16 protein-coding genes are annotated in these 19,459 nt (G+C 70.0%); 7 read left to right on the top strand and 9 right to left on the bottom strand.

Going from position 1 to position 19,459, the window contains the following annotated elements; translation table 11 throughout:
* The first annotated feature begins 35 nt into the window (after window positions 1-35).
* The 6 genes from KDK95_RS07850 (at window position 36) to KDK95_RS07875 (ending at window position 7,144) form a co-directional block, all read left to right on the top strand.
* Window positions 36-1,703 (top strand): ABC transporter substrate-binding protein, encoded by a 1,668-nt coding sequence (locus KDK95_RS07850; RefSeq protein WP_212517362.1) that lies wholly within the window; start codon window positions 36-38, stop codon window positions 1,701-1,703.
* Entirely contained in the window at window positions 1,703-2,743 is a 1,041-nt protein-coding gene (locus tag KDK95_RS07855; RefSeq protein WP_212517363.1) for an ABC transporter ATP-binding protein, read from the top strand. Before KDK95_RS07850 ends, KDK95_RS07855 begins: the two co-directional genes overlap by 1 nt.
* Window positions 2,740-3,720 carry an ABC transporter permease gene (locus KDK95_RS07860; protein ID WP_212517364.1) on the top strand — a complete coding sequence of 327 codons (981 nt, stop codon included), beginning with the start codon at window positions 2,740-2,742 and terminating at the stop codon, window positions 3,718-3,720. Before KDK95_RS07855 ends, KDK95_RS07860 begins: the two co-directional genes overlap by 4 nt.
* 3 nt (window positions 3,721-3,723) lie before the next feature.
* Entirely contained in the window at window positions 3,724-4,659 is a 936-nt protein-coding gene (locus tag KDK95_RS07865) for an ABC transporter permease (protein WP_212517365.1), read from the top strand.
* The gene (locus tag KDK95_RS07870; protein ID WP_307844258.1) at window positions 4,656-5,651 is read left to right on the top strand and encodes an ABC transporter ATP-binding protein; all 996 of its coding nucleotides are present in this window, start codon (window positions 4,656-4,658) and stop codon (window positions 5,649-5,651) included. Before KDK95_RS07865 ends, KDK95_RS07870 begins: the two co-directional genes overlap by 4 nt.
* 122 nt (window positions 5,652-5,773) lie before the next feature.
* The gene (locus KDK95_RS07875; RefSeq protein ID WP_372463283.1) at window positions 5,774-7,144 is read left to right on the top strand and encodes a GH1 family beta-glucosidase; all 1,371 of its coding nucleotides are present in this window, start codon (window positions 5,774-5,776) and stop codon (window positions 7,142-7,144) included.
* Between the two features lie 304 nt (window positions 7,145-7,448).
* Here KDK95_RS07875 and KDK95_RS07880 read toward each other — a convergent pair whose 3' ends face one another.
* The 3 genes from KDK95_RS07880 to KDK95_RS07890 form a co-directional block, all read right to left on the bottom strand.
* A complete protein-coding gene (locus KDK95_RS07880) occupies window positions 7,449-7,694 on the bottom strand; it encodes a hypothetical protein (RefSeq protein ID WP_212517366.1) in 246 nt (81 codons plus the stop codon).
* Between the two features lie 76 nt (window positions 7,695-7,770).
* The gene (locus tag KDK95_RS07885; RefSeq protein WP_212517367.1) at window positions 7,771-8,133 is read right to left on the bottom strand and encodes a chorismate mutase; all 363 of its coding nucleotides are present in this window, start codon (window positions 8,131-8,133) and stop codon (window positions 7,771-7,773) included.
* Between the two features lie 129 nt (window positions 8,134-8,262).
* Window positions 8,263-8,838: a TetR/AcrR family transcriptional regulator gene (locus tag KDK95_RS07890; RefSeq protein WP_212517368.1), complete on the bottom strand. Its 576-nt coding sequence runs from the start codon at window positions 8,836-8,838 to the stop codon at window positions 8,263-8,265.
* 89 nt (window positions 8,839-8,927) lie between these two features.
* Between KDK95_RS07890 and KDK95_RS07895 the strand changes: the two genes are divergently transcribed.
* Window positions 8,928-9,812 (top strand): SDR family oxidoreductase, encoded by an 885-nt coding sequence (locus KDK95_RS07895; RefSeq protein WP_212517369.1) that lies wholly within the window; start codon window positions 8,928-8,930, stop codon window positions 9,810-9,812.
* Window positions 9,813-9,845: 33 nt separating this feature from the next.
* Here the strand turns inward: KDK95_RS07895 and KDK95_RS07900 are convergent, their stop codons facing one another.
* The 6 genes from KDK95_RS07900 to KDK95_RS07925 form a co-directional block, all read right to left on the bottom strand.
* Window positions 9,846-11,789 carry a tetratricopeptide repeat protein gene (locus KDK95_RS07900; RefSeq protein ID WP_212517370.1) on the bottom strand — a complete coding sequence of 648 codons (1,944 nt, stop codon included), beginning with the start codon at window positions 11,787-11,789 and terminating at the stop codon, window positions 9,846-9,848.
* Between the two features lie 92 nt (window positions 11,790-11,881).
* Window positions 11,882-12,877, bottom strand: a complete 996-nt coding sequence (locus KDK95_RS07905) for a ribonucleotide-diphosphate reductase subunit beta (protein WP_212517371.1) — start codon at window positions 12,875-12,877, stop codon at window positions 11,882-11,884.
* A gap of 38 nt (window positions 12,878-12,915) precedes the next feature.
* The gene (locus KDK95_RS07910) at window positions 12,916-15,240 is read right to left on the bottom strand and encodes a ribonucleoside-diphosphate reductase subunit alpha (protein ID WP_372463284.1); all 2,325 of its coding nucleotides are present in this window, start codon (window positions 15,238-15,240) and stop codon (window positions 12,916-12,918) included.
* 117 nt (window positions 15,241-15,357) lie between these two features.
* Complete coding sequence (locus tag KDK95_RS07915) at window positions 15,358-16,719, bottom strand: NsdA family TPR-like regulatory protein (RefSeq protein ID WP_212517372.1); 1,362 nt, start codon at window positions 16,717-16,719, stop codon at window positions 15,358-15,360.
* 99 nt (window positions 16,720-16,818) lie between these two features.
* Entirely contained in the window at window positions 16,819-17,895 is a 1,077-nt protein-coding gene (locus KDK95_RS07920; RefSeq protein ID WP_212517373.1) for a family 2 encapsulin nanocompartment cargo protein terpene cyclase, read from the bottom strand.
* Complete coding sequence (locus KDK95_RS07925; protein ID WP_212517374.1) at window positions 17,892-19,286, bottom strand: family 2B encapsulin nanocompartment shell protein; 1,395 nt, start codon at window positions 19,284-19,286, stop codon at window positions 17,892-17,894. The genes KDK95_RS07920 and KDK95_RS07925 overlap by 4 nt, the downstream gene beginning before the upstream one ends.
* Window positions 19,287-19,459 lie beyond the last annotated feature (173 nt).

Raw genomic sequence — 19,459 nt, forward strand, 5'->3', positions numbered from 1 at the left:
GTCATCCGTGAGTTAGGGACTCAAGTGAGGGATACATGCGTACAACAAAGACTATAGCCGCGCTCGCCGCCGCACTCCTGGCAGCGGGCACGCTGAGCGCCTGCGGTGGCTCCGGCGCGAGCACCTCGAGCTCGGCCGCGGGATCCGGGGTGCTGAACATCGGCATGCCCAACGGCGCCCAGTCAGACAACAACAACCCCTTCCTGAGCTCATCCGCCGCCAACAGCCTCGGCTACAAGAACGTCATCTACGAACCCCTCGTGATGACGAACATCGTGCAGCCGACGCAGGCCGGCACGCCGTGGCTGGCGACCGCCTGGAAGTGGTCAGGCAACTACACCACGCTCGAGCTGACCATCCGCAACGGCGTGACCTGGTCGGACGGCCAGCCGCTGACCGCCGCGGACGTCGCGTACACCTTCAACCTGGTGAAGTCGAACACCGCGCTCAACCAGTACGCGATCCAGTTCGGCTCGATCTCCAGCAGCGGCAACACGGTCACGCTGACCTTCGCGAAGTCGCAGTACGTGTACCAGACGCACATCCTGAACCAGTTCATCGTGCCCGAGCACATCTGGTCGAAGATCTCGAACCCGGCGACGAACGCGGTCACCGACCCGGTCGGCACCGGCCCGTACACGCTGACCTCGTTCTCCGGCAACACCGCGACGCTCACCCGGCGCAGCTCGTACTGGCAGGCGCTGCCGCAGGTCAAGACCCTGCACTACACCTCGTACCTGTCGAACACGACGCAGACCCAGGCGCTGACCGACGGCGAGGCGGACTGGAGCTTCGTCTTCATCCCGAACCCCTCGGTCACCTACACCGCGAAGGACCCGTCGCACCTCAAGCTGTGGTTCCCGGCCGTGCTCGGCGACCACGGCCTGTGGCTGAACACGACGGTCAAGCCGTTCGACAACGCCAACCTGCGGGTGGCGATGAACGACGTGATCAACCGCCAGACGATCGTCAAGACCGGCGAGGACGGGTACTTCTACCCCGAGGTCACCAGCAACACCGGCATCCCGACCCCGGCCGGCACCTCGTTCATCAGCAGCCAGTTCTCCAGCAGCAACACCGCGGTCGACGTGAGCGCGGCCAAGGCGCTGCTGACCTCGACGCCGGGCTTCAGCTACAGCGGCCAGAACCTGATGTACAACGGCAAGCAGGTCGCCATCCAGCTGTCCGACCCGGCCGGCTGGTCCGACTACGACACGGACCTGACGCTGATCCAGAACGACCTCAAGACGATCGGCATCGACGCGACCGTCTCCCAGCCGAACGCCAACACGTGGACGACGAACGTGGCGGACGGCGACTTCCAGGGCGTGCTGCACTGGACCAACAGCGGCGCGACCCCGTACGACCTGTACGCGACGATCCTGGACGGCTACACGCCGATCGGGCAGACCGCGAACGGCGACTTCGGCCGCTTCCAGAGCTCCGCCGCGACCGCCGCGCTGGAGCAGTACGCCACCGCGAGCACCGACGCCGAGCGCAGCGCGGCGATGGAGACGATCGAGAACATCATGGTGACGCAGATGCCGATGATCCCGATCATGGCGGCGAACGCGGGCGGCGAGTACAGCACCAAGCACTGGACCGGATGGCCGGACGAGACGAACCCGTACGCGCCCGCGCAGCCCACGCTGATCAACTCGCTGCAGATCATCCTCGATCTGAAGCCGGCCTCGGGATCCTGATGGCACCGGAACAGACCACGGCGGTCCTCGAGGCCGAGGGCCTGACCAAGCACTTCCCCGTACGCGGCGCAGGACGCGACGTCCTGCGCCGCGGCGCGGCGGTCCACGCGGTGGACGACGTGGCCCTGAGCCTGCACCGCGGCCGGGTCACCGCGCTGGTCGGCGAGTCCGGCAGCGGCAAGTCCACCGTCGCGCGGCTGCTCGCGCAGCTGCAGACCCGCACCGGCGGCGCGGTGCGGCTGCACGGGAAGGACGTGACGGTGCACGGCGGACGCAGGTTCCGCGCGTACTGCCGGTCCGTGCAGCTGATCTTCCAGGACCCGTTCGCCTCGCTCAATCCCGTGCACACCGTGCGCTACCACCTGACCAGGGCCCTGCGCGTCCACGGCCACGCCGGGCGCACCGCGCGGGAACTGGAGGAGGCGCTCACCGACCTGCTCGGCCGGGTGCGGCTGACCCCGGCCGAGCAGTACCTCGCGAAGTTCCCGCACGAGCTGTCCGGCGGGCAGCGCCAGCGGGTCGCCATCGCGCGCGCCCTCGCGGCGCGGCCGGAGGTGCTGCTGGCCGACGAGCCGGTCTCGATGCTCGACGTCTCGATCAGGCTCGGCGTGCTGAACCTGCTGCGGGACCTCAAGGAGCAGCTCAGCCTGGCCGTGCTCTACATCACCCACGACATCGCCTCGGCCCGCTACTTCGCGGACGAGACGCTGGTGATGTACGCGGGCCGGCTGGTCGAGGGCGGGGAGAGCGAGACGGTCACCCAGTCCCCCGCGCATCCGTACACCCGGCTGCTGATCGACTCGGCGCCGGATCCGGAGCGCATCGGGAGCGCGCAGCGCGCGGAGCTCGACGAGGACGACCTCGGCGAGCCGCCGAGCCTGGTCACCCCGCCGGCCGGCTGCCGGTTCCACCCGCGCTGCCCGCACGCGATGGAGCGCTGCACGACCGAGCTGCCGCCGCGCTTCGAGGTGAGCGGGAAGCAGTGGGCCGCGTGCTGGCTCTACGACAACGGATCCCCGGCCCCGGCAGGTGAATCGTGAAGCGCCTGCTCACCCGGCTCGCGTTCTACCTGTTCACCGCGTGGGCCGCGATCACCATCAACTTCTTCATCGCGCGGACGCTGCCGGGCAACCCGGTCAGCGCCCTGCTGACGAAGTTCCAGGGCCAGATCGACTCCAGCGCGATCGCCTCGCTGACCGCGCTGTTCGGGCTGGACAAGCACCAGAGCCTGTGGGACCAGTACGTCGCCTACTGGGGCCAGCTCGCACACGGCGACCTCGGGATCTCGTTCTCGCAGTTCCCGGTCCCCGTCAGCACACTGATCGGGTCCTACCTGCCGTGGACGCTGTTCCTGGTGGGCACGGCGACGGTGCTGAGCTTCCTGATCGGCACCGCCCTCGGCGTGCTCTCCGGCTGGCGGCGCGGCTCCTGGACGGACGCGCTGCTTCCGGCGACCGCGTTCCTGTCCTCGATCCCGTACTTCTGGCTCGGCCTGATCGCGATCAGCGTGCTGGCCGGCCCGGCCAGCTTCTTCCCCGGCTCGTTCAGCTACGACCAGGGCCTGACGCCGGTCTGGACGCCGTCCTTCGTGGCCAACGCGGTCCAGCACGCGATCCTGCCCGCGGCGACGATCGTCATCTCCTCGATGAGCGGCTGGCTGCTCGGCATGCGCAACATGATGGTGACGGTCTCGTCAGAGGACTACATCACCGTCGCGCACGCCAAGGGCCTGTCCGATCGCCGCGTGATGTTCAGCTACGCGGCGCGCAACGCGATGCTGCCGAGCGTCTCGGGCTTCGCGCTCTCGCTCGGCTTCATCGTCAGCGGCACGTTCCTGGTCGAGATCGTCTTCAGCTACCAGGGTGTCGGCACCCTGCTGCTCCAGGCGATCGGAGCGGACGACTACCCGCTGATGGAGGGCATCTTCCTGGTCATCACGCTCGCCGTGCTGGCCGCGAACTTCCTCGCCGACCTGGCCTATCTGCTCCTCGACCCGCGCACCCGCAAGGAGGGCTGACCCGTGGCCAGACTGCGCAGACCGAAGTTCCTCCGCAACGGCAAGGCCACCGCGGGCGCGCTGATCCTGCTGTTCTTCTTCATCCTCGCGGTGATCGGCTCCTGGATCGCGCCCTACAGCCCGGACGCGACGGGACCGGACGCCGTGGTCGGCCCGTCCGGCGCCCACTGGTTCGGCACCGACCAGCTCGGCCGGGACATCTACAGCCAGCTGCTCGTCGGCACCCGCGGCGTCATCGTCGTCGGATTCGCGGCGGGCGTCATCGCGACGGTTCTCTCGCTGGTGATCGGCATCGCGTCGGGCTACCTGCCCGGGCGCGGCGGCGAGGCGCTGTCCGTGATCTCGAACGTGTTCCTGGTGCTGCCCGCGCTGCCGCTGCTGATCATCATCACCTCGGCCACGCCGAAGGACGGCGGCTGGATCGTGATCCTGACGATCGGGCTCACGTCCTGGGCGTGGAACGCGCGGCTGCTGCGGGCGCAGACGCTCTCGCTGCGGCGGCGCGACTACGTCGAGGCGGCGCGCGCCACCGGCGAGTCCACCTGGCGCATCATCGCGTTCGAGATCCTGCCGAACCTGACCGCGATCATCGCCTCGGGCTTCGTGGGCACGGTCGTGTTCACCATCCTGTCCGAGATCACGCTCGCGTTCGTCGGCATCAACGTCTCCGAGTGGAACTGGGGCACGGTGCTCTACTGGGCGCAGAGCCAGGACGCGCTGGCGCAGAACGCCTGGTGGTGGTTCGTTCCGGCCGGTATGGCCATCGCGCTGCTCGGCACGGGCCTGGCACTGCTGAACTTCGGCATCGACGAGTTCGTCAACCCGCGGCTGCGCTCCGGCGGCCGGGCCCGCGTACGGACCCGGGCCGGCCGCAGGCTCCGGATGCGCGTCGGATTCACCCCGGTGCTCGCCACCGTCGAGGAAGGAGAAGCGCGGTGAGCGACGCAGTGCTCGAACTGAAGGACCTCAGCGTGGACTACGGCGTGGGCGAGTCCGCCGTGCACGCCGTGCGCAACGTGGACCTGACGCTGCACCGCGGCGAGGTGCTTGGCCTCGCCGGGGAGAGCGGCAGCGGGAAGTCGACGCTGGCCTACGGCATGACCCGGCTGCTCGCACCGCCCGGCGTCGTCGCCGGGGGCAGCGTCCTCTACAACGCCGCGGGCGAGGAGCCGGTGGACGTGCTGCGGCTGACCGACGCCGAACTGCGCCGCTTCCGCTGGGCGCAGACGGCGATCGTCTTCCAGGGCGCGATGAACTCGCTCAACCCGGTGCACCGGATCCGCACCCAGCTGACCGACGTCATCCGCGCGCACGAGCCGGACACCCGGCCGGCCGAGCGGCTGGACCGGGCCAGAGAGCTGATGTCGCTGGTCGGCATCCCGGAGGACCGGCTCGAGTCGTACCCGCACCAGCTGTCCGGCGGCATGCGGCAGCGCGTGATGATCGGCATGGCGCTGGCGCTGCGGCCGCAGATCGTGGTGATGGACGAGCCGACCACGGCCCTGGACGTCGTCATGCAGCGGCAGATCCTCTCCCGCCTGGTCAAGCTGCGCGAGCGGTTCGACTTCGCGGTCCTGTTCATCACGCACGACCTGTCGCTGCTGGCCGAGTTCTCGGACCGGATCGCGATCATGTACGGCGGCCGGATCGTGGAGAGCTCGCCGAGCGCCGACCTGTACCGCGATCCGCTGCACCCCTACAGCAGGGGCCTGCTCGGCTCGTTCCCCGCGCTGCGCGGGGCGCGCCGGGAGCTGACCGGCATCCCCGGTTCGCCGCCGGACCTGCGCGCGATGCCGGCCGGCTGCACCTTCCACCCCCGCTGCCCGCTCGCCTTCGACCCCTGCGCCCGCCGGCGTCCCCCGCTCGCGGCGACCTCGCCGGCCCGAGATGTCGCCTGCTGGCTGCACGCGACCCCCGACACAGAGGACTGACATTGGACACCACCGTAGCCTCCGACCACCCCGCGCCCACCTCCGGAACCGGTTCCGCAACCGATTCCGCCCGCGTCGCGGAGCGGGGCCCCCAGCCCTTCGCGGAGCCCTCCGAACAGCTGATCCGCGGCCTGCCCTCCTCGTTCCTGTGGGGAGCGGCGACCTCCGCGTACCAGATCGAGGGAGCCGTCGCCGAGGACGGGCGCACGGACTCGGTCTGGGACACGTTCTGCCGCGTGCCGGGCGCGATCGACGGCGGGGACGTGGGCGAGACGGCCTGCGACCACTACCACCGGATGCCCGAGGACGTCGCGCTGATGAAGGGCATCGGCCTCGACGTCTACCGCTTCTCGCTGGCCTGGCCGCGGATCCAGCCGGGCGGCCGCGGCCCGGCGAACGAGCGCGGTCTCGACTTCTACGACCGCCTCATCGACGAGCTGCTCGCGGCGGGGATCGACCCGTGGCCGACGCTCTACCACTGGGACCTGCCGCAGGAACTCGAGGACGCGGGCGGCTGGCCGAACCGCGACACCGCCCACCGCTTCGCCGATTACGCCGAACTGGCCTATGCGCGGCTCGGCGACCGGGTGAAGACGTGGACGACGCTCAACGAGCCGTCGGTCGTGACCACGCACGGCTACCTCAGCGGCGTCCACGCGCCGGGCCGCCGGAGCCTGGCCGACGCCGCGGCCGCCGCGCACCACCAGATGCTCGGCCACGGCCTGGCCGGCGCCCGGCTGCGCGAGCTCGCCGAGCAGGCGGGCAACCCCTTCGCGCTGGCCATCACGCTGAATCTCGGCCCCTCCACCCCGGAGACCGACGCACCCGAGGACCACGAGGCCGTGCGCCGCGCCGACGGCTTCAACAACCGGCTGTACCTGGATCCCCTGTGGCACAAGCGGTACCCGGCCGACGTCGTCGAGGACCTGGCCGCGCAGGGCGTGACGATCCCGGTCCAGGACGGCGACCTGGAGCTGATCGGCGCGCCGATCGACGCGCTGGGCATCAACTTCTACTTCGGCATGCAGCTCAGCGGCCGCGCCGAGGACGGCTCCATCCTCGACGCGAACGGCGCCCCGGTCTCCCGCCACGTGCTCCAGGGCCGCCCGCAGACCGCGATGGACTGGGAGATCATGCCCGACGACTTCGCCGCCCTGCTCACCCGCGTCGGCCGCGAGTACCCCGGCGTCCCGCTGTACGTGACCGAGAACGGCGCGGCCTTCGCCGATACGCCGAACGAGGAGGACTTCGTCCACGACGTAGACCGTGCGGGTTACCTCGCGGACCACATCGCCGCCGTCGCCGTAGCCCGAAAGGAGGGCGCCGACCTGCGCGGGTACTTCGTCTGGTCGCTCTTCGACAACTTCGAATGGGCCTACGGCTACGACAAGCGCTTCGGCATCGTCCGCGTCGACTTCGACACCCTGCGCCGCACGCCCAAGCACAGCGCCCGCTGGTACGCCGAGACCATCCGCACGGTCCGCGGCTACTGACGCCGCGGCGGGAAAAACGGCGCACGCGCGGAACCTGCCGGTTCCGAGCTGCGGGTTCTGCGCGTGCTGCGCATGACATAAGGGTGCCCCGGCCGATGATCCTCCGTCGGCCGGGGCACCCGCGCTGCCCCCTGCGAATTCACTCACTTCCGCGACGTCACCCGACTGCCGTAACCGGGCCGGCCGGTGCGCGCCACGTCGTTCGGACAGCGGGCCTCAGGGAGCAGAGAAACGCAAGACTTCGTCCGCAGTCACCCTGCTGGTCTTGCTCCCCCTGCTCACCCTGCTGGTCCTGCTCGCCCTGCTAGTCCTTCTTGAACAGGCCCTTGACCTTGTTCACGGCGTCCTCGCCCATCTTCTTGACGTCGTCGTCGTCGAAGTTGCCGTCGCCGTTCGCGTCCATCCGCTTCTTGCCCTCGTCCATGGCCTTGCCCATGGCCTTGTCCTTCATGGACTGGCCCTGCTGGTCCTGGCCCTGGCCCTGCTGTGCCTGCTGAGCCTGCTGAGCGGCTTCCTCGGCCTTGTTCTTCATCTCTTCGACATCGGACACGGGGTTGTTCACATCCTTCTGCGGTGATGGGTGTCGTCAAGCCGCGGGTCCGCGGCTCCCCCCGCCACCGGAAACGCTAACCCGCAGTGTCCGCTTTTGCACCTTTTGTCGCCGCGGCGATGAGCTTGTGGTGCCGCACGACCTCCTCGACGATGAAGTTCAGGAACTTCTCCGCGAACTGCGGTTCGAGCTGCGACTCCTCGGCCAGCCGGCGCAGCCGCCTGATCTGCTCGGCCTCGCGATCCGGGTCGGCCGGCGGCAGGCTGTGCGCGGCCTTGAGCTCGCCGACCTTCTGCGTGCACTTGAACCGCTCGGCGAGCAGATGCACCAATGCGGCATCCAGGTTGTCGATGCTCGCCCGCAGCGTCCTCAACTCCGCCAGCACCTCGCCGTCGGCCTGCGCGGCGTGCGCGGCCTGCCCCGTGCCGAGCTCGGTCACCGTCGATCACTCCTCGCTGAGTAGCGGTCACGGCTGGTGGCCCGCGACCTGCCCACCGAAACTACCGCCACTGCCCCCGCGCACCGCCGACCGTCTCAATCAGCGGTCTCTCGGGCAGCCGACGCTTTCTCATTCGAGCTCTGACATCGCGGCCCTCAGCTCGCCGAAGGCCTGCCGCGCGTGCTCGACGAGCGTGCGCGGATCCTCGGCCACCGCCCAGCGGCCGAACGCACCGTAGAACGCGCGCGTCCCCAACTCGGCGGCGAGTTCGGCGACCAACTCCGGCACGCGCCGTTCCCGCAGCGCCGCCGTCATCGCACCGACGAGCGCGGCTCGCTTGAAGGCCGCCCGCTCCTGCAGTTCCGCGCTCTCGGCGATGACCTTGCGCAGCTTGCCGGCCATCTCCCGCCGGTCCTCCGTGAACACCGCCGCGAGCTCGTCGACGGCCGACGCGACCATCTGCAGCGGCGTGGCCGAGTCGGGGGCCCCGCCGATCGCGTCGGACACGATCCGTCCGTGCAGTTCCTGGCCGGCGTAGAGCACCTCGCGCTTGTCGGAGAAGTGCCGGAAGAAGGTGGTCTTCGTCAGACCGCCGGCGCGCTCGGCGATCTCGTTGACCGTCGTCGCGTCGTATCCCTGCTCGGCGAACAGGTCGATCGCGGCGCGCACCAGCCGTTCCCGCGCATTCGGTTCCCATCGAGCCATGCAGACCAGGATAGGTGACGTGACTTGGTAACGTCACCCGTGCTAGCGTGATGTTACCAAGTCACATCACCACTTCGAGGAGTGCTCCCATGCGCGTCTTCGTCACCGGCGCCAGCGGCCACATCGGCTCGGCCGTCGTCACCGAACTCATCCACGCAGGTCACGAGGTCACCGGCCTCGCCCGCTCCGACGCGTCGGCCGAAAGGATCACGGCGCTGGGTGCCGATGTCGCCCGCGGAGACCTCGGCGACCTCGACTCCCTGCGCAAGGCCGCGAGCGAGTCCGACGCCGTCATCCACCTCGCCTTCGACCACGCGAGCATCCCGGTCGGCGGCTTCGCCGAAGCCGCCGAGGCCGACCGCAGGGCCGTCGAGGCCATGTGCGAAGCGCTCGTCGGCACGGGGAAGGCGTTCATCGCCGTCGGCGTCAAGGCGCAGGGCGACGACGCCAAGCGTGCCGCCGGCCCCAGCGCCAACCCGCGCACGATCGTCTGGCGGACGATCGAGGAGTTCACCGACCGCGGCGTCCGCACCGTCCTCGTCGCCGTGCCGAACGTGACCCACAGCGACCGCGACACCGGCGGCTTCGTCCCCCAGCTGATCCGCATCGCCCGCCGGACCGGCGTATCAGGCTACGTAGGCGAGGGCGCCAACACCTGGGCCGCGGGCCACACCCTCGACGTCGCCCGCGTCTTCGCCCTCGCGGTCGACAAAGCCCCCGCCGGCTCCCATCTCGTGGCGGCCGCCGAGCCCGGCGTCCCCGTCCGCACCATCGCCGAGTCCATCGCCCGCCACCTCGGCATCGAGGCCGTCAGCATCCCGGCGGAGCGGGCCGCGGAGCACTTCGCCGGCTTCCCGTTCATCACGATGGACATCACCATGCCCGACGCGGGCACCCGCGAGCTCCTCGGCTGGCAGCCCACCCACGCCGACCTGCTCGCAGACCTCGACGAGGGCCACTACTGGGAACTGTAGGCGGCGCATTCGCCTGGGCCGGCCGTGATTCCGCTACTCGGCGGCGAGCTGGGTGAGCAGCCGGTTGGCCCAGGCCAGGGCCTCTGCGTCGGTGAGGGACTTCGGGTTGGCGGGCCGGTCGCGGTCGGCGGCGCGTTTGAGGGCGAGCATTTCGTGGGCGTAGGCGATGAGGCGGGGGTCCATGGCTGAGCAGGCCAGCACGACGTGGGCCATCGGCTCCTGGAGTTCGGTCGGGCGGGAGCCGAAGGCTACGGTGGCGTTCAGGTATCGGGCGGCGATGGCGGCGGCTGTGTCGGGGCGCTGGTCTTCGTGGAGCAGGGCACTGACGTACAGGGCGAAGGCGGCGGCATCGACGCTCCAGTCCTCGTTGCCGAAGAGCAGGCGCAGCAGCATTGCTCTGCGGCGTGAGCGGCGCCATGGCTCCTCGGCGCGGAAGTGCAGGATGCCGAGGCAGGTCCACGCCTGGGCCATGCGGGCCCAGTAGGCGGGGGCGGCGTGCCAGCGGCTGTTCCAGGAATCGTCGTCGGGGTGCGGGATGTGGGCGACGAGGCCGAGGAGGTCCAGCTCGGAGAGCTTGCCGAGTTCGGCGGAGCCGTCGTAGGCGGTGATCGGGTCGCTCCAGCTGCCCGGGCCTGCCACGGCGCGGAGCACTGCGACTGCTGTCGCGCTGGGCTCGGCGACGGTCGGGACCTCGGTGACGTCGCCGCCGGGGTACGACCAGATGGGTGTGCCGAATGCGGTGCTGACCGGGACGCGGATGTCGGGCGGGGGAATGTCGCCCGCGCTGACGGTCAGGTCCGGGAAGTAGCTGCGGACGACGGCGTTGGGGCTCGGGGCCTCGAGGCTCGTGATGCTCAGGTGCGGGGCGAAGTCGAACGGGGCGTCGCTCGGCAGTCTGCCGTCGAGCATCTGGGCGAGCAGGCCCGACGTGGCCTCCGTCGGCCAGGGCACGGAGCCGATCCAGGGGCGGTTCTGGCGGGCGAGGTTCAGCAGGTGCCTGGGGTACGGGTGCTCGGGGTTCTCGCGTGCGAGCTGCTGGAGGGCGGCGAGTGCGGCGCCGTCGGTGTAGTCGGACTGCGTGTACAGCGCGGACAGGCGTACGGCGCGCGGCTTCACGTGGTCGGGGTCGTACCGCATCGCGCGGTCGGCCCATTGGATCGCCTGGGCGTGGTCGTCCTGCTGCATGCAGGTCTCGGCCATGTCTATGTAGAGGTCGATGTTGTACGGGTCCAGCGCGAGCGCGCGCTCCCAGGCTTCGAGGGCCTCGGTCGGACGGCCGGCGCTGCGGTAGGCGAAGCCGAGCATCAGCGCGCCGACCTGGTTCTCGCCCTCCGCCGCGCCGCTTCGGTCCATCATCTCGGCGCGCGTGCACCACGCGATCGCCTCGCCGACTCCGCCTATTCGGCGGGCGAGCGTGGAGAGGATCGCGAGCGACTGTGCCGTGGTCTCGGGTTGCGCGGCGACCGCGCGGGCGAATTCGAGCCAGGGGGCTTGGATCCTCGCCAGGTCCTCGGGCGCCGGGTCCGGCAGGCCGCCGGCGAAGTGGCCGATCGCGACGGCGGCTTCCCTGCCGGTCACCAGCCGGGCCAGGTACGGTCCGAACCAGGGCGCGGCGCACCACGGCAGATCGGGTCGCATCGCGGTGATCCGACCGATGATCTCCAGCGCCATCGAGTGCTGGCCGGCCCTGGCCCGCAGCGCGGCCAGGGCGATCGCGCCGCCGAGGTACATCGGCTCGCCGATTGTGAACCAGTGGGCCAGCTCCTCCAGCCCCGCGGCGTACCCGGCGAGCTCGTCGATCATCGCGTACGACTGCTCGAACGCCGGGTCGTGGTGCAGTGCCTGGGCGACGTGGACGGCGGCGTGCTCCGCATCCCCGCTGTCCATGTGCAGTCGCGCGATGGCGAGCTCACCTTCGGCCTCGACGCGCGGCTCACCCTCACCGTCCGACGGCGTTCGGCATGCCTCGTTGTGCATCGGCCACGATTCCCTTCGCTCTGAGTCGTGAAGAGCTTAGGGAACCGTGGCCGATGCGCGAACCGGTCATTCACAACTGCATCAGAACTGCATCAGAATTCATCGTCGAACGAGACGCTTCCGCCAACCGCCACCTGGTACGCGGAGACGCGGCGCTCGAAGAAATTAGAGAGTTCCTGGACGTCCTGGAGTTCCATGAAGGCGAGCGGGTTGGCGGAGCCGTAGACCGGCTCGATGCCGAGCTGGGCCAGGCGCCGGTCGGCGACGTGCTCGAGGTAGGCGCGCATGTCGGCGAGCGGGAGGCCGGGCACGCCTTGGTCGAGGAGGTCTTCGGCGAACTGGGTTTCGCAGTCGACGGCCTCGGACAGCATCTCGCGGACCTGCGCGGCCATCTTGTCGTCGAACAGGTCGGGTTCCTCGGACCGGACGGTGTCGACGACGTCGAAGGCGAACGCCATGTGCATGGATTCGTCGCGGAACACCCAGTTGGTGCCGGAGGCGAGTCCGTGCAGCAGTCCGCGCGAGCGCAGGAAATACACGTAAGCGAATGCGCCGTAGAAGAAAAGCCCCTCGATGCACGTCGCGAAGCAGATCAGATTGAGCAGGAAGGCGCGGCGGTCCTCTTTGGTGCTGAGGGCTCGCAGGTCGTGCAGGGAGTCGATCCAGCGGAAGCAGAATTCCGCCTTGCGACGGATCGAGGGGATGTTCTCGACGGCCGCGAATGCGGCGGCGCGCTCGTCGTCGTCGGGGACGTAGGTGTCCAGCAGATTCAGGTAGAACTGGACGTGGACCGCCTCCTCGAACAGCTGCCGGGAGAGGTAGAGGCGTCCCTCGGGGCTGTTGACGTGCTGGTAGAGGTTCAGCACGAGGTTGTTGGCGACGATCGTGTCGCCGGTGGCGAAGAACGCGACCAGGCGCGAGACGAGGTGGCGCTCGGCCGCCGAGAGCTTGTCGAGGTCGGCCAGGTCGGCGTGCAGGTCGACCTCCTCGACTGTCCACGTGTTCTTGATCGCGTCCTTGAAGCGGTCGAAGAAGTGCGGGTAGCGCATCGGGCGCAGGGTCAGGTCCATACCCGGGTCGAGCAGCATGTCGGGGAACTCCTTGCGAGGGGGCGGGTACGGACGGGCTACTGGCAGGCTTCGCAGGACTCGGGGTTCTCCAGCGAGCACGCGACGGCGTCGGCCTGCTCGATCGCGGGGGCCGCGGCCTGGGCGCCGACGGTGGCCTGCTGGATGCGGGTCGCCGGGCGCGAGCGCAGGTAGTAGGTCGACTTCAGGCCGGCCTTCCACGCGTACATGTACATCGAGGAGAGCTTGCCGATGGTCGGGGCCGAGAGGAACAGGTTCAGCGACTGGGACTGGTCGATGAACGGGCCGCGCGCGACCGCGAGGTCGATCAGGGCGCGCTGCGGCAGCTCCCACGCGGTGCGGTACAGGGCCTTGACCTCGTCAGGCAGCACCGGGATGTCCTGGACCGAGCCCTCGGCGCGCTTGATCGCGTCGCGGATCTCCGGGATCCACAGGCCGAGCTCCTTGAGCTCGTTGACCAGCGCGGTGTTGATCTGCAGGAACTCGCCCGACAGGGTCTCGCGCTTGAACAGGTTCGAGACCTGCGGCTCGATGCACTCGTAGCATCCCGCGATCGAGGCGATGGTCGCGGTCGGGGCGATGGCGATCAGCAGGGAGTTGCGCACGCCCGTGGACGCGATACGGGCGCGCACGGCGCTCCAGCGGCCGGCGAGCTCCGGGGAGGTGGCCACGCCCCACAGATCGGGCTGAAGGGCGCCGGAGGCGGCGCGCGTGTCCGCGTAGGCGGGGTGCGGGCCGTGCGCCTCGGCGAGCGTGGCGGAGGTCTCCAGGGCGGTGAGGTAGATCTCCTCGGAGATGCGGGTGGAGATCTCCTTCGCCCTCGCGTCGTCGAAGGGCAGGCGCAGCGCGAAGAAAACGTCCTGCAGACCCATGATGCCGAGTCCGACGGGCCGCCAGCGCGGGTTGGAGGCGGCGGTCTGCTCGCTCGGGTAGTAGTTGATGTCGATCACCCGGTCGAGGAAGACGACCGCGGTGCGCACCGTCTCGCGCAGCTTCACCCAGTCGATCTCGTCGTGGGCCTCGGTGAGGTGCGCCGCGAGGTTGACCGAGCCGAGGTTGCAGACCGCGGTCTCCGCGTCGGAGGAGACTTCGATGATCTCGGTGCACAGGTTCGACAGGTGCACGACGTTCTCGGGCCTCGCGGTCTGGTTCGCCAGCCGGTTGGACGCGTCCTTGAACGTCATCCAGCCGTTGCCGGTCTGCGCGAGCGTGCGCATCATCCGGCCGTAGAGCTCGCGGGCCTGGACCTGGCGCACGTAGCGGCCCTCGGCCTCGGCCTTCCGGTAGGCGGCGTCGAACGCCTCGCCCCACAGGTCCGGCAGCTCGGGGACCTGGTCGGGGTCGATCAGCGACCACATGCCGTCGGCCTCGACCCGGCGCATGAACTCGTCCGGGATCCAGTTGGCCAGGTTCAGGTTGTGCGTGCGGCGGGCGTCCTCGCCGGTGTTGTCGCGCAGCTGCAGGAATTCCTCGATGTCCGGGTGCCACGGCTCGAGGTACACGCACGCGGCGCCCTTTCGGCGACCGCCCTGGTTCACCGCAGCCACCGAGGAGTCGAGCGTGCGCAGGAACGGGACGATGCCGTTCGACTTGCCGTTCGTGCTGCGGATCAGGGCGCCGCGCGAGCGGACCCGGGAGAAGCCGATGCCGATCCCGCCGGCGAACTTCGACAGGCGCGCGACCTGGTGGTAGCGGTCGTAGATCGAGTCCAGCTCGTCGCGCGGGGAGTCGACCAGGTAGCACGAGGACATCTGGGTGTGCCGGGTGCCCGAGTTGAACAGGGTCGGCGAGCTCGGCAGGTAGGCGAGCGAGGACATCAGCCGGTAGAAGCCGACCGCCTCGTCCGGGGTCTGGGACAGGCCGCAGGCCACGCGCAGCAGGAAGTACTGCGGGGTCTCGATCACGTCGCGGGCCACCGGGTGGCGCAGCAGGTACCGGTCGTAGACCGTGCGCAGGCCGAAGTACTCGAACCGCAGGTCGCCGTCGCGGTCGATCGCCGCGTCGAAGGCCTCTGCGTTCGCCGTGACGAACGCGAACGTCTCGTCGCCGATCAGGCCCTCGGCGTGGCCGAGCGCGATCGATGTGCTGAAGGTGACGGCGCCGTGGCCGGCGGCCTCGGCGGCGATCACTGAGGACAGCAGGCGGGCGGCGAGCTTCGAGTACTGCGGCTCCTCGCCGATCAGCTCGGCCGCGCTCTGCACCGAGAGACGGGCCGCCTCGGAGGCGGTGGCGCCCTCGTGCAGACCGCCGACGGTCTTGCGGGCGACGCGCAGGGGGTCGACGTCCGGGAGGTCGGCGGCACACCGCGCCACCTCGTGCTCGACCTGCTCGACCGAGTACCCGACCCCGACTCCCAGACCGATCTGAGTGACAGTCACAAACCTCTCCTCCCGCGCCGCCAACGACGCGGGACACCATATCTAGTGATCCTTGAAAAGTCACACCCGACATGTAGTGGGCGCGTCGTCGCTGAGCGCTTTCTAGCCAGGTCGCGAGACGGCCGCCGCGCGGACCAGCAGCTGGCGGGCACCGTGGTTCGCGGCGTGCGGGCGCAGGCGTGCCGTGAGGTGATGCAGGGCGGTCCGGGCACGGCTGGAGTGCAGCGGCGGGTAGTCGTCGATGAAGGCGTGGCAGGCCGCGATCGACTCCTCCAGGTGGCCTTGGTCGAGGTGGAGCTCGGCCAGACTGGCCAGGGTGATCGCGCGCGATCGACGCTCGTCGGCCGGGCGGCGGCGTACCGATTCCGACAGGACCCTGATGGCGCCGGACCGGTCGCCGAGCAACGAGCGCACGGCAGCCTCCTGGTACGCGTGGGAGGCGGCGCGGTACTGGCAGATCCGGCGGTCGTCGGCCGCGGCAAAGCCCGTCGGCGATCCCGCTCCCAGCCGCTGTGCGCGGGTCAGCGCGGCGAGCGCGGCGTCCCGGTCGCCGTGCGCCGCGGCGGCGACCGCGAGCGGGCCGTAGAGCGACGCGCGTTGAGCGTCCGAGACGGCCGATGCCGTGCCTTCGACGCTCGCGACGGCAGCCTTGGCCAGGGTGAGCGCTTCCCGGGCGTGGCCGAGCGCACGTGCCTGCACAGACATCGCCCGCAGTGCGACCGCGTAGCCGACCGGATCCTCGTTCTCGACGCTGAGCTTCAGCGACACCAGGTAATACCGCTGGGCTATGGCGTTCTGCTCGTCGTCGAAACACATGAAACCGCACAGATAAGCGAGTTCCGTGGCGACCGAAAGCATCCGGCTGCGCGTTTCCCGGCGCGCGGGTGCACGCAGGCGCGGTGCTATGTCATAAGCCAGATAACGTGCGAGCGCTGCCCGGGCGTATCCGCCCCCGAATACGCTGTCGGCGCCCATGAAGACCTGCGCCATCTGCTCCGCGGCGACGACGTGCTCGGGTTCGAGGCGGGCGCCGGCCGGCTCGCGCAACGGCGGCCGGTACAGTTCGCCGCCCGCTGGCCAGGCGGGCACGTTCGCGAGGTCGGCCAGGCTGTAGACGCCGCCCTGATCCGACTCGCGGCCGGATTCGGCGAGTCTGCAGAGGAATTCGAGCGTGTCGAGCGGATCGGCGTTCGGGTCTTCCGGGAACGGAGAGTCCGGCGAGGTCAGTCCGATGTCAGAGACGGAGACCGGCTGCCCGAGACGGCGTGCGAAGGCCTCCGCGATCAGCTCGGGCAGCGGGGAGCGCGGGTGGCGGCCGGCGAGCCAATGGCTCACCGACCGCCGGTCGAGGCGGATGAGCAGGCCGATCTCCGCGGCGAGCGCGTTGACCTGCTTGGCCAGCGCGTCCCCCGTCCAGCGTGCCTCATTGAGCAGTCCGCGCAGCGTCTCATTCGTCGTTCGCACGTGATTCAGTATTGATCGACGGCGTTCATTGCCGTCAACACTGTGCGGCGCCGTGTGGATGTCACTTCCGCGATCAATACGCTCCGGTGGGGAACCTTCTCAGGACCCTCCGTTGTATCGCGGGCTCGTCGCGTGCCATTCCTTGCTGCCGCCCATCCAGTTCCACAAACCCTTGACGTAGCGCGAGAGTTGCGGCGAGCCGATCTCCGCCAGGACGGCACACTCGGCCTCGACGGTGTGCATCATCTCGTCGTGGATCGCGGCGGCGCGGTAGATCGCCTCCTGCAGCGAGCACTTCTCCTCGGCCGCGATGACGGTCGGCAGGTTCGTGTCGGCCGGGTCCTCCTTGTGCATCGAGTAGAGGTCGTTGAGCAGCACGTTCGCCACGCCCGCGTACAGGTACACGCGCCGGACCCGCGGGTCGGCGAACTCATGCGCGGGCAGCTCGTATCCGTCGACGGGGTCGATGAGCACCATGCACGGGTAGAACGCGTTCTCGTACCGGTGCAACAGGTACTCCCAGACCGCCGGCCACCTGCCGCTCGCCCGCCACTCGGCCTCCTGGCCGTAGCCGACGAACATCACGGCGAGTTCGTGCCGCAGCCGCGCGACCTGCGTCGGCGAGGCGATCGTGCCGAGGTGTCCGAGAGCTGATCGGAAGGCGCGCAGCACCGGCTCGTCCTGCACGACCTTCTCGAAGTTCGCCATGTACGCGGGCGGCAGCCGGACCGGGTCCACGACGGCGTGCGCCATCGCGAGCCGCGCGCCGAGCAGCTGCGGATCGGTGTTCTCGCCCTCGTCCACCCAGTGGTCGTCCACGGACCACTCCGCGAGACCGCAGCGTGCCGCGACCAGTAGCCGCTCCGGGTCGTCGCAGCCGGGATGCGCGAGCATGAACAGGCGGCCGAAGTTGTGGCTGCGCAGGCGTTCCAGCCGCCCTTGGAAGATGCCGACCTCGGCCGCCCACTCCACCAGCCGCCTGTTGACCTCCTCCCCCAGCGCCGCGTCGTCGCGCTCGGCGTCGGGGCAGTAGAGCGGCGGGACGTGCAGGGACGCGGATTCGGCCGACGCGGCGGGCGGCGGCTGCGGCGCGGCGTCCTGCGCGTCGGCCGCGAGGGCGAGCCGCAGCGAGCTCGTGCCGAGCCCGGTCGGGCCCGCGAGCGCGAATCGGGTCACGAGGCGATGTCCACGTTCTCCAGCACGCCGATCGCGTCCGGCACCAGGATCGCCGTCGAGTAGTACGCGGTGACCAGGTAGGACAGGATCGCCTTCTCGTCGATGCCCATGAAGCGCACGTTCAGGCCCGGCGAGTACTCGTCCGGGATGCCGGTCTGGTGCAGCCCGACGACGCCCTGGTTGTCCTCGCCGGTGCGCAGCGCGAGGATCGAGCTGGTGAAGGTGTCGGAGATCGGGATCTTGCCGCACGGGTAGATCGGCACGCCGCGCCAGGCCGGGATCCGGTGGTCGTCGATGTTCACCGCGTCCACGTACAGCCCGCGGCTGTTGCACTCGCGGAAGAACGCCGCGATCGTCTTGGGGTGCGCCAGGAACAGCTTCGTGGACCGGCGCATGCTCAGCAGGTTGTCCAGGTCGTCCGGAGTCGGCGGGCCCGACTTCGTGTTGATGCGCTGCTCGTAGTCGGCGTTGTGCAGCAGGCCGAAGTCGCGGTTGTTGAGCAGCTCCCACTCCTCGCGCTCGCGGATCGCCTCGACCGTCAGGCGCAGCTGCTCCTCGGTCTGGTTCATCGGGTTGTTGAACAGGTCCGCGACGCGCGTGTGCACCCGCAGCACGGTCTGGGTGAGGCTGAGCTCGTACTCGCGCGGCGCGAGCTCGTAGTCGACGAAGGTGCCGGGCAGCACCGGTTCCCCGGCGTGGCCCGCGCTCAGGTCGATGCTGGCCTGGCCCTTGCCGTCGGCCGGCCGCCGCGCCCTGGCCTGGAAGTCGGCGATCTGCCGCCGCAGCGCTTCGGACCCGTCGTAGAGCCGCTGGAAGCTCGCCCGCGGCAGGACCATGACCGTGCCCGAGGTCGAGGCCTTGAGGGTGTGGCCCCAGACCGGCTCGCCCTCCTGGTCGTGGATCTCGTCGCCGAGCGCGTGCCCGTCCGCGACGACGCGCACCACGCCGGAGGCGCCGTAGCGCAGGTTCCCGATCAGCTCGATCCGGCCGTGCGCGATGATGAAGACCTCTGAGATCGGCTCGCCCTGGGCGGCCAGCACGTCGCCGGCCCGGAACTCGCGGGGCCGGAAGCCGCCGGCGAGCTCGGCGAGCAGCGCGTCGTCCGGGAAGCCGCGCAGGATGGGCAGCTCGCGCAGCGTGTCCGGGATGATCCGCACGTCGTCGGCGCCGTTGACCTCGAAGCCGACCCGGCCGCGGCCGACGGCGAGCGAGAGGCGACGGTTGACCCGGTACGTGCCGCTGGAGACGTTCACCCACGGCAGTTTGCGCAGCAGCCAGCGGGAGCTGATGCCCTGCATCTGCGGGACGGTCTTGGTGGTGGTGGCCAGATTGCGCGCGGCCTGGGTGCTGAGGCTGGAGCGGACGGGCTCTTCCTGATCCGTCGTCGGCATGCTGGGCTCCGATCGGCTCTCGCGAGATGGGCGGGTGTGGGCGCTCGCTCCCCCGCCCCCATCAACTCGCGCCGCGCGCGTCGCGACAAGGCGCCCGCAGGCCCGGATGTGTCGCGCTTCGCCGCTGCCCTACGTCGGCGTCGTGCGCGCGATCCAGCTCCGCGGCCTGCGGA

It is taken from the genome of Actinospica acidithermotolerans (assembly GCF_018139625.1).
GTDB classification, from domain to species: domain Bacteria; phylum Actinomycetota; class Actinomycetes; order Streptomycetales; family Catenulisporaceae; genus Actinospica; species Actinospica acidithermotolerans.

Coding starts and splice junctions, on each gene's coding strand:
- KDK95_RS07900 (WP_212517370.1), bottom strand. CDS start 11,789: ATGCACAACGAGGCATGCCGAACGCCGTCGGACGGTGAGGGTGAGCCG.
- KDK95_RS07905 (WP_212517371.1), bottom strand. CDS start 12,877: ATGCTGCTCGACCCGGGTATGGACCTGACCCTGCGCCCGATGCGCTAC.
- KDK95_RS07850 (WP_212517362.1), top strand. CDS start 36: ATGCGTACAACAAAGACTATAGCCGCGCTCGCCGCCGCACTCCTGGCA.
- KDK95_RS07925 (WP_212517374.1), bottom strand. CDS start 19,286: ATGCCGACGACGGATCAGGAAGAGCCCGTCCGCTCCAGCCTCAGCACC.
- KDK95_RS07890 (WP_212517368.1), bottom strand. CDS start 8,838: ATGGCTCGATGGGAACCGAATGCGCGGGAACGGCTGGTGCGCGCCGCG.
- KDK95_RS07895 (WP_212517369.1), top strand. CDS start 8,928: ATGCGCGTCTTCGTCACCGGCGCCAGCGGCCACATCGGCTCGGCCGTC.
- KDK95_RS07855 (WP_212517363.1), top strand. CDS start 1,703: ATGGCACCGGAACAGACCACGGCGGTCCTCGAGGCCGAGGGCCTGACC.